Raw genomic sequence first — 13212 nt, forward strand, 5'->3', positions numbered from 1 at the left:
CTTCATCTCGTTCGTGACCAGGCTGTTCCCGGGAGGAGCCGCCTGACCGCATACCGTTCGGCCTACTGGATTTCCTCAGGGCCTCCGGTACGCGACAGGGGTCATGATCGCGCATCCGTCGGCGTATCAGGTCGACCCCGGACGGCCGTCAACCCCGACGAATTGTCGCAGTGTTTTCGGGCAGGTGCTGTTATTGTTCCAGCCGGGCAACGTCGTCGACAGACGACGTCATCGAGCCGCGGGTCCAGCGTCCGCGCCCCCGACGGAGCATGTCGGTCGGACGCTGTCAAACAGCCGGCTACCGGACTAGTTGCCGAGTCTGGTGGCGAACACCGCGGCCTGGGTCCGGCTCTCCAGGCCGAGTTTGGACAACAGGCTGGACACGTAGTTCTTCACCGTCTTCTCCGCCAGGAACATGCGGGTGGCGATCTGCCGGTTGGTGAGCCCCTCAGCGATGAGCACGAGAATGCGGCGCTCCTGGTCGGTCAGGCCGGCGAGTCGTCCGCCCTGGTCGGAGTCCTGCCGCAGGCGGCACAGTACACGCGGTGTGACCGTGGGGTCCAGTAGCGACTGACCGGCCGCGACCCGCCGCACGGCGTCCACGAGCGCGGTGCCACGGATCTGCTTGAGCACGTATCCAGCGGCTCCGGCCATGATCGCAGTAAACAGAGCGTCCTCGTCGTCGAACGAGGTGAGGATCAGGCAGGCGATTGCGGGGTCCTGTGAGCGGACCTGCCGGCACACCTCGATCCCGCTGCCGTCCGGCAGACGTGCGTCGAGGACAGCGACGTTGGGCCGCATGGCGAGGATCGCCTGATCCGCGCCGTCAGCTCGATCGGCTTCGCCGATCACGGCGATCCCGCGTTCCCCGGCAAGAAGATCGCGTAGTCCGCGACGGACCAACTCATGGTCATCCAGCAGGAACACCCGGATCGGCATCGCGTCCAGTGTGATCCCAGCAGGCCCGGCCACGTTCGCAGATTTCTCCGACACCGTATTCTCCGCCTGACCCCGGGTTGTCTGTCGCTAAAAGTAACATTACACAGCAAGATTCTAACCGAGTTGGTATCGCCTGGCCCCCGCTCCCGGGTAATCGGCAGCTGCCCGCTCCCATCGGCGCGCACCGCGTGCCGCGGCTCTCATCCCGGCCGCCTCGCCGTCGATCCCATCCGCTGCGCTCCCCACCGGGTGACTATGGCGACCTGGTCACCTGACAGTCCGTTGCCGTTGGCAAGCCGGGCATCCGTCGGGTCTCAGAACTGGACGGTCAGGGTCCCGCCGAGTACCGGAATCGGCCAGAGGGCCACTGTCAGGACAAAGGTGACCAGCTGAGAAGTGTTGTGAACCTCGTAACTCTTGCTGAGCGCAACGATGATGCCTACAACGAACCAGAGCAGGGCGATGATGGGAACCTGTACGCGGGTACGCATGGTGGTCCTTTCTGGGCGGGTTTCGGTCCGTAGCGAGGTTCCGTGGGCCTGCGAGGCTGCGAGGGCGTCAGCTTCGGCACCCGACGTCGGGTACCTCTCCGATCAGAACGGTTAACGGGTTTTTTACCCTCGTCTGAGCATTAAAACGCCTGATGAACCGATGTGTCACCAATGTCTCGTGAACACCCCGGTGCGGGAAGCAACCAGGCCATCAGGGAAGATGCGCTACCGGATTCTCGCGAGTCACTCGCGGCAGCCACAGTCCAGAGATCGTTCACATGTGAGGGAGGACGTCGCCATGCGGATAGGCAGGGGCGGTGCGGATTCAGGTCCGGCACCCGTCGAGCGGGTTGTCAAGATCTTGGAAGAGTACGTCGGCGCTCTTCCGGCGGCCGGCCTGGACGAGCCGTTCACGTTCGTCCGGACCTGGACGCTCACGCGCACCGGTGCGGGCGCGCCACTGTCACCGACGGCACCCGCGGGTGGGTCGCTCCAGGTCGGCTGCACGGTGGTACGGCACCCCACCGCGACCGGTGGCCCGGACGAAGTCGACGACCAGCGGACGTACGAACAACTCATCGGCGCGGCCGGCGCCTTGGCCGCACATGGTTTCGGGACCGCGGAGGTCTTCGAGGGCTGGCGGACGGTCGCCATCGAAGTTGCGCTGCCTTCGGCAGCCCAGACCACCGAGCCCACTGAGAAGGCCGAGAAGAAGCGGCGTCGTGGACCGCGCCGGCCGGAGCCCGTTGCTGTTGGGTAGCCGTTCGGTCGACGGCCGGGCACGCACAACGCATGACCGCGCGGCCGTCGACCGCCGGGACCGCCGGCCTTCCGGGTGCTCTTGCGGCGTGTCCCGGAAGTCGTCGTTCGACCAGGGAGCCGGCTAGGACCAGGGAGTCTGGCGGACCCACCGGTGGTCGGGCGCGCGGCGGCGAGGGGGTCCCGCGGCTCGCAGCTCACGGACAAACGGGATGACCGCCAGCGCGCCGAACACGAACCCGACCACGTGCGCCCCGTAGGCCACGCTGCCGCCGTCGGCGACACCCATCCCGGTGAAGTACACGTACTGCAGCAGGAACCAGAAGCCCAGCACGATCCATGCCGGCAACCAGAACGGCAGGAAGAGCAGGAACGTGACAAGCCCGATGACCCGCGCTCGCGGGAACACCACGAGGTAGGCGCCGAGAACGCCGGCGATCGCGCCGGACGCGCCGATGAGTGTGGTGGTCGAGGCTGGTTCGAACAGTGCGAACCCGTACGCGGCCGTGTATCCGCACACCAGGTAGAAGATGAGATAAAGGAACCGTCCCATGCGGTCCTCGATGTTGTTGCCGAAAACACCGAGGAACAACATGTTCCCAAGCAGGTGCAGCCAGCTTCCGTGCAGGAACATCGATGTCAGCACCGAGAGCACGGGCGACTTGACAAACGACGGCGGTGACTCCAGCTGGCACAGTACCTCACCGCGGGCGTTCAGACCTGGCGAGCGGCCGCTCGGGACCTGGTCAAGCGGCCGGTTCGTCAGCATCTCCACGGGAATCGCGCCCCACTGGTCGAAGAAGCGCTGTTGTTCGCACACGTTCCGCGATGCCGACGTGCTGACCCCGGCGACTGAGGTCACGACCGGTTCGAAGAGCACGAAGACGGCGACGTTCACCGCTATCAGCAGCCAGGTTATGACAGGCTTGCGGCGCAGTGGGTTGATGTCGTGAATTGGCAGGACCACACACACATCCTGCCCCCGGTTCCTGGCAGCCGCGCCACCGCATCCGGGCTGTGGGGTCCCCGGCCCGGTAGCCGCCCGGAAATTTTATGATCGTATGGGCGGCTGGCCAGCCTGCCACGACAACGCCGGCAGGCCCTGGATGAACGTCCAGCGCCGACCGCTAAGATCGTCGATTCATCCACACGGGCGTCACGAGGACGACGAGGCCGGCCGCGACACCGACCTGCAGGATGTGCCGTATCCAGTCGACGCCACTGGTATGGCCGACGCCGATGGCTCCCGCGACTATATTGCCAACCAACGCACCGATAATGCCGATAACTACTGTCAGCCATAGGGGGATCTTCTGCGGCCCCCGGACGACGAGGCGGGCCAGCAGGCCGATGACGAGACCGGCGATCAAGATCCAGATCAGTTGAAACACGACGACCTTCCCGGTCGAGACCGATACCGCTGCCGTTGAAGGTCTTTCCGGATGTTGACCTTTATAAACGCTACCGCTCCCGGCTGCGGGCACGCGGTGCTGTCAGGCGGGAGCGGCCGGGTGAAGACCGGGTCGTTACGGTGACGCGGGGGACTGGCGGCCGGAGCGAACGAGGCCGCTTGCCGTCGGCGTGAGTATCACGGCGACATCACGACATCACGACATCGCTCTGGCGCGGCCGTATGCGGCACGATGCCGCCCTGCCTCCCGACGTGTCCTGCCGTGGCCGCTCCGACCACGGCGATGCTCAGGGCCGATCGCCCGCGCAACCGGTTGACGGGCTCGTCCATCCAGGCGCTGACCTGCCCGGACGGCGCCCTGGCGGAGAGGGCCGCAGGGTGGATCGGTACGCGCCAGCACATCGCCCGACGGCATCCATGTCGGTACATCACCAAAAGTGGTTGCGGTTGCCGGCCGATCCTTCGTACTCTTTGTTTCCAAGGGCGCACTGTCAGTAATAGGCCGGGACGGGTCGAACCGGGACGGAGCGATCGAGGAAGGTCAACTTCAAATGATGTTACGCATTGCGTCACCTCCGCGGGCGAAAATGGTGCATTGCGCTGGAACGGCTGACTCGTGCGGAGCAACTGTTCCGACCGGAACGGTTGCTCCAGTCGATCCAGCCGGAACGATCGGTTCCGCATCCGTATCCGTCGATCGGCTGGAATGCCGCCCGGCATCCCAGCCCGACCGGCGCGGGTGTCGGGTGGTCCAGCGCGCCCGGGAATGGCTGACCGGCCAGACGGCGGATTTCACGCTCTGGTCTCTTTCGCCTTGGCTGGTCCGTTATGTTCTCGGCGTCGATCTGCTGTACGTGGCGGTTGTGCTGGTCGGCCTTGCCGAAGTTTCCCCGCGATTCACGGATCTACTCACGTTCGGCACTTTTGTCCTCCTCGGCCGGTTGGCCACCGAGACATCGCGATATCTCGGTGCGCCGGGCCATCGAAATGACGAGCCATACCGAGACCTGCTGTCGACCTGGACGCTGCCGGTCGCGCTTCTCCTCCCACCGCTCTACGCGGCCGTGCTGCACCTGCCTCTCCGCTGCCTGTTCCGAGCGGGGACCGATTCGCGGCCACGGTACAAACAGGTTTTCAACGCGGCGGCGCTCGGCGTGTCCGGATTCTGCGCGTCCAGCACGCACCTGGCACTTGCTCCAACGCAGGGAGCATACCGAATTGACACGCTGGTCGGCTCCGCCGGGCGCATCGGCGCGTTGTTTCTCGCCGTGCTCACCTATACGGTGCTCAATCGAATTCTTCGGCACGGGGTGCCGCTGCGCCTGCAGCCAGCCGCGGTGCGCCGTCCGTTCGGGGGCGGCGGCCACGAGATGCTCACCGTCGACGCCACGGCGATGTGTTCCGCGATCGTCATCGCGGTGCTGTGGACCGCGCATCCGCTGCTCATGCTGGTGGCAACCCCGCCGGCGCTGCTGCTCCAGCGTGGCCTGCTGCACGCGGAGCTGCTGGCGGCCGCGCGCACCGACGCCAAGACCAGGCTCGCCAGCCCGGCCTACTGGCGTGAGGTGGCCGAACGCGAGGCTGTCCGCATCCGGCGCGCAGGTCGTCCGATGTCCGTACTCATCGTGGACATCGACCACTTCAAACGGGTCAACGACCAGTTCGGCCACTTGACCGGCGATGTCGTCCTCGCTTCGGTCGCCGATGCCCTGCGGGCGGCCACCCGGCCCCGTGACCTGGTCGGCCGGTTCGGGGGTGAGGAGTTCGTCGTCCTGCTCTGCGAGGTCGACCTGGACAACGCCGCCCATGCCGCGGAACGGATCCGACGGCAGGTGGCGGGGATGCGTTGCCGGGTGGATGCCAGGTCCGCGGGAGCGGTCATCGTGTCGGTGACCGTCTCAGTCGGTGTGGCCACCGCCAACGGCCCGAGCGTGGACCTGCCCGTCCTGCTGGAAACCGCCGACGCGGCACTTTATCGAGCCAAGGCCGACGGACGTAACCGCGTCCGTCTCGCGGCGCAGGTCCCGACCGTCCGTACCGCCTGACCACGGTACGGACGGTCGGGGCCCCGAGCCTGCGGCGCGTGTCACGCAGGCCATGGCCACCGCCCGGCCCGCTGCTGCCGTGCTACAGCGTGGCCGCGCTGGTGGTGTTCCGTAGCAGCAACATCGTTGTCACTGGTCCCACACCACCGGGGACGGGGGTGAGAGCACCGGCCACCGATGCCACCGCATCGGCATCGACATCGCCGACCAGGCCCGATTCCGTGACGTTCGTGCCGACGTCGATCACCGTGGCGCCAGGCCGGATGAATCCCTTATTGATCATTTTGGGTCTGCCGACAGCGGCCACCACGACGTCAGCCTCATGCACGATCGAGACAAGATCGGTTGTCCGGGAATGGCATACCGTCACTGTTGCGTCCTCGGCCAACAGCAGGAGAGAAGCAGGCTTGCCGACCACCGGACTGCGCCCGATCACCGCTGCCCGGGTGCCCGCCAGCTTGATGTCGCCGCGGTGCAGGATCTCCAGGACCGCGGCCGCGGTGGCCGGGGCGAAGCAGGGCAGGCCCAGGGCCAGCCGACCCAGGCTCAACGGGTTCATCCCGTCCACATCCTTGTGCGGCGGGATGCGGGTACCGATCTCGCTGGCGGACAGCCCGGACGGTAGGGGAGTCTGCACTATCAGGCCGTGCACCCCGTCGTCGGCGGCGAGCTGGTCGACCGTATCGAGGAGCTCAGCGGGGTCGCCTGAGCGCTCATGGACCACACAGCGCACCCCCACCTTGGCCGCGCCGCGCTCGATGACCCCCACGTAGGACCGGGCCGCCGCGTCGGTCGTCGGCAGCACCACCGCCAGCATCGGTACGATTCCGTTCTGGCGCAGCCGCTCGGTGCTCTCAACGACGCCCCGCCCGATCTCGGCGGCCATGGACCGTCCATCCAGCAGCTTCATGATCCGATCCGTTCTCCGACGGTGCGTACGATTGCGTCGGCTTCAGACACAGACGCCAGATGGCCGGTGAGGACAGCTGCGGCACGGTCGCGGTTGGCCGTGTCCGTCATTGCCGCGATGTTCACCCGTACATTGATCGCGGCGCTGTCGAGCGCGGCGCGCGCGCTCGCGGCCGCCACCCCCACGTCGCTGAGGACGTTGACGTTCGCGCCGTCGATGACTGCCGCGCACAGCCCCACCACACCCGCTGCCACCGCCGCCGTACGCAGCGGTACTTCGGCGGCGCCGACCAGTGCGGCCTGAATCGCCCGGCTGCGTTCGGCGCGCTCGCCATCGGTGTCTTTGGGCAACCTGTAAGCGTCGCTGACCGCGGCGAACGCCCGAGCGTCGGCGTCGGCGAGCAGCAGTGCCTCGGTCCGCGCTTTGTCGGCCTGGGCCCGGGCGGTGAGCATCGTCGCCTCGTGCGCGGCGTACCGGGGTTTTCCGATCGTGAGGTTGCAGACCATGCTCACCAGCGCCGCGCCCAGCGCAGCCTGGAGAGCAGCGGCAGCGCCGCCGCCGGGTGCCGGCGCGGGTGAAGCCAGCTCGGCGAGGAATCCCGCGAGTGTCTCGTCGTCCACAGCACCTTCTTTGCCTGTTGCCTGTCGGTGATTGCGCCGTTTCCCAGGCCTACCCGGACAGCGGCCGGGGTAGGCCTGGGAAACGGCTGGTCCATATGGCCAGCTGGACTGCACCGTAGCAAGTTGCCGGGAGGGCGATGACGCAACAGCGATGATCGGTACTTGGTGACGACGCGGTCTGGATCATCGTCCACATCGGCTACCGGCCGTCGGCCATGCCCTACGCGGCCGCGTGGGTGTGCCCGATGGCCGGCTCGGCCGGGCGCTCCAGCCGGATCATGTCGGTCGGCCTGACCGGAAGGTCCGAGACGATCTCGATGCTGGTTGGCCGCTTGAATTTGGCAAGGCCTGTCTCGCACCGTTCCGCCAGGTCGTAGCGCAGCATGGTATCCGGGACGTCCACGGGTACGACGAGCGCGACGGGCACCTCGCCGAGAACGGCGTCCGGGCGGCTCACGACCGCGGCATGGCGCACCCGTGGATCGGAGAGCAGCACCTCCTCGACCTCACGGGGGTAAACTTTCTCGCCACCACGGTTGATCACGTCGTCGGTACGGCCGGACAGGAAGAGATAGCCGTCCGAGTCGAGGCAACCGATGTCACCGGTGTCGAGCCAGCCGTCGTGCGTGAATCTGTCGTGGCCGGCGCTGTCGGTGTGGGCACGGATCACCCCGGGGCCGCGGACCTGTATGTTTCCGGCTACACCGGGCGGGCGCGGGGTACCGTGGTGGTCGACGACGCGGACCTCGCTGCCGACCGGTACGCCCACTGATCCTGGTTTACGGGTTCCATGCGGCGGATTGGCCGTTATCAGACCTCCGGTCTCGATCGTGCCGTACGTTTCCAGCACAGGAATACCGGTTGCCGCTTCGAACGCCCGTAATACCTCGACAGGCAGGGGAGCAGCGGCGGACCGCACGAACCTGACGCGGCAGTCATGGGCCGGCGCGCTCTGAGGATCTCTTGCCAGCAGTGCCAGAATCGCCGGCACGGCATTGATCCAGGTCATCCGATGTCTGGCGATCATCGTCCAGAAGCCGCGACGGCGAAACCGCCGGTCAAGCACGAGGGTCGCACCGCCGCACAGGCTGGCGAGTAGTCCCACCACCTGTGTGTTGACATGCACCAGCGGCAACGGGCTGTAGCCGATGTCGGTGTGGCTGAACTGGTGATGGCGGCTGATGGTCGCGGCGACATGGGCGAGCTGGTCGATGGCGAGAAAGACCTCGGTGAACGGCCCGGCCGCTCCCGAACCCACCAGCAGGACACCGCCCCGCGGCTCATCAGCGGGATCAGCGGCAGTGGTTCGCCGCTGGACATCGGCCGGTCCTTTGCCCGTCAGGCGTGGACTGATCTGGCGAATCCCGGCCGGCATCGGCAGCGGCCGGTCGGTCACCACCAGATCGGGTCGCACGTGCCGCAGCGCTCGCTCCAGTTCCGCGGGTGGTGAGTCCGGATCAAGCGGTACAGCCTGCCGGCCGCCGGTGACTGCCGCCAGGAAGACGACCGCGAAGTCGAGCGGGTCGGAGACACCGATAGCGATCCGCCGCCCGGCCTGTGGGCCGCGTTCATCCAGATCAGCCTGCCAACAGCGGACAAGGGACAGCATCTCGCCGTATGTAATAGAGCGGTTGCCGTGAGCCTCCCTGAGGTACACCTGGTCCGGTTGTTCGCGAGCGTGTACGCACAACCACTCGATCACCGATGTCACGTTCACCACCGTTGTCAACGTTCAGTAAATGAGTTCTCCGGTATCGGGGATTCCTCCGCCCCGCGGTCTGAGGATTATTGTGCCGTTCGTGGGAGCTGTCCTGGCCAGGCGTTCCGCAGGCATGAGCCGCCAGTCACACGAAAAGAACCATGGTCGCATGGCCGGCAGCCTGCTGGATCGCTATATCAGTTCTAGATTCCTATAATCAATTGCTATATCAGTTGTGGTATGCACGATGAACCAGTGCGTTGGGTGTCGCGGGTCACACAGGTGAGCTTTCACCCGCGGGGAGCGATTTTTCTCACATCCTTTTTCGCGCCCGGTCGGCATTGGAGCTTGAGCGGAAGCCTAGTGGTCGGCGCTGGAAGTCCTTCAGGAGTTGTCGGATGCCAGGTGGATGCGTCGCGAGGCGGCGCCGGCCCCGGTAGCGGTGTGCTACCGGGCTCCCCGTCCATCGCCGCGCGATGCGCGGGCGCCCCGGTTCGTCGGTCGACCGGACCGTCGTTGACCGGAGCACGGGAGGCGGCTGCCGGCCGGAGCGCCATGAGCGGTGCCGTAGATGGCGGGATGGCGGGATGGCGGGGGAGACGCTGGGGGAGGAAGAGGCGGGCGGCACATGAGCAGAACCCTGCGCCGTAGACGTTTACAAGCCCAATATGATCATTGATAGATGATCATTTGATGGCTGCGTCGGTCTGGCCATCCACGCCGAGCCCACATATTGCGGAGCCGGCCAAACCGATACAGCTCATCTGGTCGGGCTCCCAGCAGCCGGGTGGCCGCCGGACCGGCGGGCGGGTGCCGGTGTGCCCTCCCGAGTTCTACTTGACATAATGTTGATTATCGGCGCTTGAGACACCCGCCGGGGGAGGGCTCGGCCCGCGTCCGGCTCGCGCGGATCCGCTGGCCGTTGGGCTACCGGGGCGGCGATGGGTCAAGATCAAGTGCGAGTGAGTTCATGCAGTACCGTTGGCCGGTCGGTTCCGGACCGTCGTCGAACACATGCCCGAGATGTGACCCACAGCGCCGGCATCGTACTTCTGTCCGGATCATGCCATGTGACGTGTCCTCCACCAGCTCTACCGCCTCGGCCACAGCGGGCTGGAAGAAACTCGGCCACCCCGAACCGGAGTCGTACTTCGTGGCTGAGTCGAACAGCGCGTTGCCACAGGCGCCGCACCGGTAGATTCCCGTTTCCTTGCTGTAGGTGTATGCACCGGTGAAGGGCGGTTCGGTCGCTGCGTCACGCAGTACCGCGTACCGCTCCGGCGCAAGCTCCCTGCGCCACTCCTCATCACTCTTCACGACCTGCTCCGCTGTCACGATGCTCTCCCTGCTATTAGTGCCGGACCTCACCAGCCGGCACGTCGGGGTCTTCGCGCACGCTGTTCTCCGCTATGTGACGTCTGATGTTTCGGCTTTGTTCCAGCGCACCGGCACGGCAACCGGGGCTGCGCCGGCAAGGCCACACACCGCTGTCGCCACCGCCACCGCCGCTGGCAGCGGAGCGATCTCGCGGCGAGCTCCGGAAGTGATCAATATCGCCGCGTCGGCCGCGTCGACGAGCATTCCCACCCATAGCCAGCCCCGAACCTGTTTGGCTTCCCGCCGGGTGAACGCGGTCAGCAACCCGGCGCTGAGAGCCAGTTCACGGACAGCCGCCACGCGGGTTATCCACGCAGTCTGTCCGGCGGTTACCCGGTCTATCCCGGTGATCCGTGCGAATCCGGCCGGATGTGTCAGCAAGCCGACACCGATTGCGCATCTGGTGACACCGATCAGACCGACGCGCAGACTGTGCGTGGCGGAAATGGGTGTCACGGCGATCGTTCTTCTACATAGTGTGAGCACGATCTCGTTACCGGCCTTGTCCTCATGGGAACGTCCAACAGAGTCTGTGCGTTGGTGATTCTGAGTTCCTCACTGGTACCGACGCTCGGGAGGGTTTTTTATGGGCGAGCGCATCCTGCGAGGCAGCCGGCTAGGTGCAGTGTCCTACGAGACGGATCGCAGCACCGAACTCGCGCCACGCCAGACCGCGTCCTACGACTGCCCGAACGGCCACCAGTTCACCATGCCCTTCGCTGCCGAGGCCGAGGTCCCGGCGGTCTGGGAGTGCCGTGTATGTGGTGCCGGGTCGGTCATCGTCAACGGCGAGGTCCCGGAGCCGAAGAAGAGCAAGCCCCCGCGTACTCATTGGGACATGCTCATGGAGCGGCGTACCACCGACGATCTCGAAGAGGTTCTGGCCGAGCGACTTGCGGTTCTGCGGGGCACCGGTCAGGATCGCCGCTCCGCCTGACGCGATCTTCGTCTTCGTGGCGGCGGCCGGCAGCAGTGTGCGGACGATGTGGCCGACCGGGGTGGATCCGGTCGGCCACACGCATGTTCACCGGTTCACGGGAAATCGGCTCACGGGGACACGCCCGTCGCGGACCGGTCCGCGGCCTCTCCGCGGGCCAGGGGAACGTACCCGCCTTCCTTGCCGATCTGCGGCCCGGCGGTCACCTGGCCGCCGCCGACGGGTGTGGCCTGCCGATCGTGACGGGTCGTCAGTGCCCACCAGGTGACCCGCCACAGGGCTTCCGCCACGATCGCGCGGCTCATCTTCGATCGTCCGTGTTCGCGTTCGACAAAAGTGATCGGGATCTCCAGGACCCGGAAGCCCGACCGCCATGCCTGCCAGGTGAGATCTACCTGGAAGCAGTATCCCTGTGATGCCACCTGCTGCAGGTCACGGCTTTTCAGGACACGCGCCCGGTAGGCCCGGAAGCCAGCGGTGGCGTCCGCGAGCGGCATGCCGAGGGCGGCCCGCACATACGCGTTCGCCCCGCGTGAGAGCAGCAGGCGTGACCGTGGCCAGTTGCGTACCTCTCCCCCGGTCACCCAGCGGGAGCCGATCACCAGATCGGCGTCACGCAGGGCCGCGAGCAGGCGTGGGAGTTCCTCGGGCTGATGGGAGCCGTCAGCGTCCATCTCGACCAGAATGTCGTAGCCCTGTCGAAGACCCCAGTCGAAACCGGCCACGTAGGCGGCGCCGAGGCCGTTTTTGGCGGCCCGGTGCAGAACGTGGACGCGCGGATCGTTCGCCGCGATCCCATCGGCGATCTCCCCGGTGCCGTCTGGGCTCGCGTCGTCGATGACCAGCAGGTCCACGTCCGGGTTGGCCGCGCGCAGCCGGATGACCGTGTTGTGAAGGTTCTCGCGCTCGTTGTAGGTCGGAACACACACGAGAACGCGCTCGTCGTCCACGCGTCTCCTTTCGGTGTCGCCGGCGGTCTTGCCGGCGGTGTCGCGGCCTGCCCCGCCCCGCTCGCGGGAGGACTTCCCTGCCCGCAGGCCGAACGTTACAGCGAGTAGTCCAATAATCACTAGTAGAATCTCCGGGGCCGCGCCGACACGGTCCGCGAGCGTCCGGCTGGTGCGTAGCGGGAGCGGGGCGGTCAGGACGGCGGTCTCGTACAGGCCGGACTGTGCGATGACCCGGCCGTCGGGCTCGATGAGCGCGCTCTGGCCGCTGGTGGATACCTGGACCGCCGCTCGTCCGTGCTCTACCGCCCGCATCCGGGTCATTGCCAGTTGTTGCTCGCTTTCGCCTTTGCGCCCGAATGAGGCGTTGTTGGTCTGTACCACCAACAGCTGCGCGCCCGCGTTGACGGTATCGCGGACAAGACCGTCATATGCTACTTCGAAGCAGATGACGTCGCCGATCGTGACCGTGCCGATGTGGAGCCTCCCGACGTCGCTGCCGTGTACAAAGTCGTCAGGCAGCTCGGTGGCGAACCGCTTGACGAGCTTCTCCAGGACGGCCCGGCCCGGCAGATACTCCGCGAACGGCACCGGATGCTGCTTGACGTATATCTGGCCGGTCCAGCCGTCGCCGCTCCAGCCCAGACCCGCGTTGCGCACCTTCCCCGTGCCCGGTCCGTCCAGTACCGCGCCGACGAGGACGGGAGCGTCCACTGCCCGCGCCGCGCGGTCGAGCATGGCGGCGGCGCGGGGATCCACGAACGGGTCGACGTCCGAGGAGTTCTCCGGCCACAGAACGAGGTCCGGATGCGGGACGCGTCCCGCCGTAACGTCCGTGCCGAGGCGTTCGGTCGCCGTCATGTGGTTGGCGGTCACCTGGAACATGCGCCCGAGCGCCTCCAGGCCACCGGCCCGTGGGACGTTGCCCTGAATCGCCGCCACCTGTGCGCTGCCGGCCTGCGCGGAGGTCGGCAGCGGCACGGCGAGACCGGCCGTCGTCATGGCCACGGCGGCACTCAGCGGCCAGGCCAGGGCCGCGGCCCGGCGGGTACGCCCGCGGCCGGCGGCGGGCGTACC

Annotated in this window: 13 protein-coding genes; 3 read left to right on the plus strand and 10 right to left on the minus strand. The window is 66.8% G+C overall.

What is annotated here, in order from left to right:
* Positions 1–306: 306 nt before the first annotated feature.
* The gene (locus MJ797_RS14015) at positions 307–939 is read right to left on the minus strand and encodes a response regulator transcription factor (protein ID WP_239334891.1); all 633 of its coding nucleotides are present in this window, start codon (positions 937–939) and stop codon (positions 307–309) included.
* A gap of 314 nt (positions 940–1253) precedes the next feature.
* Positions 1254–1430: a hypothetical protein gene (locus tag MJ797_RS14020; protein ID WP_239334867.1), complete on the minus strand. Its 177-nt coding sequence runs from the start codon at positions 1428–1430 to the stop codon at positions 1254–1256.
* A 298-nt stretch (positions 1431–1728) separates the two neighbouring features.
* On the opposite strand from MJ797_RS14020, the gene MJ797_RS14025 reads away from it, so the two are divergent.
* The gene (locus MJ797_RS14025) at positions 1729–2190 is read left to right on the plus strand and encodes a hypothetical protein (RefSeq protein ID WP_239334869.1); all 462 of its coding nucleotides are present in this window, start codon (positions 1729–1731) and stop codon (positions 2188–2190) included.
* 123 nt (positions 2191–2313) lie between these two features.
* Here MJ797_RS14025 and MJ797_RS14030 read toward each other — a convergent pair whose 3' ends face one another.
* Both MJ797_RS14030 and MJ797_RS14035 read right to left on the minus strand, forming a co-directional pair.
* On the minus strand, positions 2314–3156 hold the full coding sequence (locus MJ797_RS14030; protein WP_239334871.1) for a rhomboid family intramembrane serine protease: 843 nt from the start codon (positions 3154–3156) through the stop codon (positions 2314–2316).
* A 160-nt stretch (positions 3157–3316) separates the two neighbouring features.
* Complete coding sequence (locus MJ797_RS14035; RefSeq protein ID WP_239334873.1) at positions 3317–3580, minus strand: GlsB/YeaQ/YmgE family stress response membrane protein; 264 nt, start codon at positions 3578–3580, stop codon at positions 3317–3319.
* Positions 3581–4346: 766 nt separating this feature from the next.
* Here MJ797_RS14035 and MJ797_RS14040 point away from each other — a divergent pair.
* Entirely contained in the window at positions 4347–5645 is a 1299-nt protein-coding gene (locus MJ797_RS14040; RefSeq protein WP_239334875.1) for a diguanylate cyclase, read from the plus strand.
* 82 nt (positions 5646–5727) lie between these two features.
* Here the strand turns inward: MJ797_RS14040 and MJ797_RS14045 are convergent, their stop codons facing one another.
* The 5 genes from MJ797_RS14045 to MJ797_RS14065 all read right to left on the minus strand — a co-directional run bounded on the left by MJ797_RS14045 (position 5728) and on the right by MJ797_RS14065 (position 10737).
* Positions 5728–6555: a bifunctional 5,10-methylenetetrahydrofolate dehydrogenase/5,10-methenyltetrahydrofolate cyclohydrolase gene (locus tag MJ797_RS14045; RefSeq protein WP_239334877.1), complete on the minus strand. Its 828-nt coding sequence runs from the start codon at positions 6553–6555 to the stop codon at positions 5728–5730.
* A complete protein-coding gene (locus tag MJ797_RS14050) occupies positions 6552–7175 on the minus strand; it encodes a cyclodeaminase/cyclohydrolase family protein (RefSeq protein ID WP_239334879.1) in 624 nt (207 codons plus the stop codon). The genes MJ797_RS14045 and MJ797_RS14050 overlap by 4 nt, the downstream gene beginning before the upstream one ends.
* Before the next feature lie 220 nt (positions 7176–7395).
* Positions 7396–8886 (minus strand): class I adenylate-forming enzyme family protein, encoded by a 1491-nt coding sequence (locus tag MJ797_RS14055; RefSeq protein ID WP_239334881.1) that lies wholly within the window; start codon positions 8884–8886, stop codon positions 7396–7398.
* Between the two features lie 915 nt (positions 8887–9801).
* Complete coding sequence (gene msrB, locus MJ797_RS14060; RefSeq protein WP_239334883.1) at positions 9802–10209, minus strand: peptide-methionine (R)-S-oxide reductase MsrB; 408 nt, start codon at positions 10207–10209, stop codon at positions 9802–9804.
* A 72-nt stretch (positions 10210–10281) separates the two neighbouring features.
* Positions 10282–10737: a DUF4267 domain-containing protein gene (locus MJ797_RS14065; RefSeq protein WP_308128317.1), complete on the minus strand. Its 456-nt coding sequence runs from the start codon at positions 10735–10737 to the stop codon at positions 10282–10284.
* A gap of 100 nt (positions 10738–10837) precedes the next feature.
* On the opposite strand from MJ797_RS14065, the gene MJ797_RS14070 reads away from it, so the two are divergent.
* The gene (locus tag MJ797_RS14070) at positions 10838–11188 is read left to right on the plus strand and encodes an RNA polymerase-binding protein RbpA (protein ID WP_239310521.1); all 351 of its coding nucleotides are present in this window, start codon (positions 10838–10840) and stop codon (positions 11186–11188) included.
* A 110-nt stretch (positions 11189–11298) separates the two neighbouring features.
* On the opposite strand, the gene lnt is transcribed toward MJ797_RS14070, so the two are convergent.
* Positions 11299–13212: apolipoprotein N-acyltransferase (lnt, locus tag MJ797_RS14075; RefSeq protein ID WP_308128318.1), on the minus strand; the 1914-nt coding region annotated here is incomplete at its 5' end.

Source organism: Protofrankia sp. CiP3, from assembly GCF_917627345.1.
Taxonomy (GTDB): Bacteria; Actinomycetota; Actinomycetes; order Frankiales; family Frankiaceae; genus Protofrankia.

Coding starts and splice junctions, on each gene's coding strand:
- MJ797_RS14045 (WP_239334877.1), bottom strand. CDS start 6,555: ATGAAGCTGCTGGATGGACGGTCCATGGCCGCCGAGATCGGGCGGGGC.
- MJ797_RS14025 (WP_239334869.1), top strand. CDS start 1,729: ATGCGGATAGGCAGGGGCGGTGCGGATTCAGGTCCGGCACCCGTCGAG.
- MJ797_RS14020 (WP_239334867.1), bottom strand. CDS start 1,430: ATGCGTACCCGCGTACAGGTTCCCATCATCGCCCTGCTCTGGTTCGTT.
- MJ797_RS14070 (WP_239310521.1), top strand. CDS start 10,838: ATGGGCGAGCGCATCCTGCGAGGCAGCCGGCTAGGTGCAGTGTCCTAC.
- MJ797_RS14015 (WP_239334891.1), bottom strand. CDS start 939: ATGCCGATCCGGGTGTTCCTGCTGGATGACCATGAGTTGGTCCGTCGC.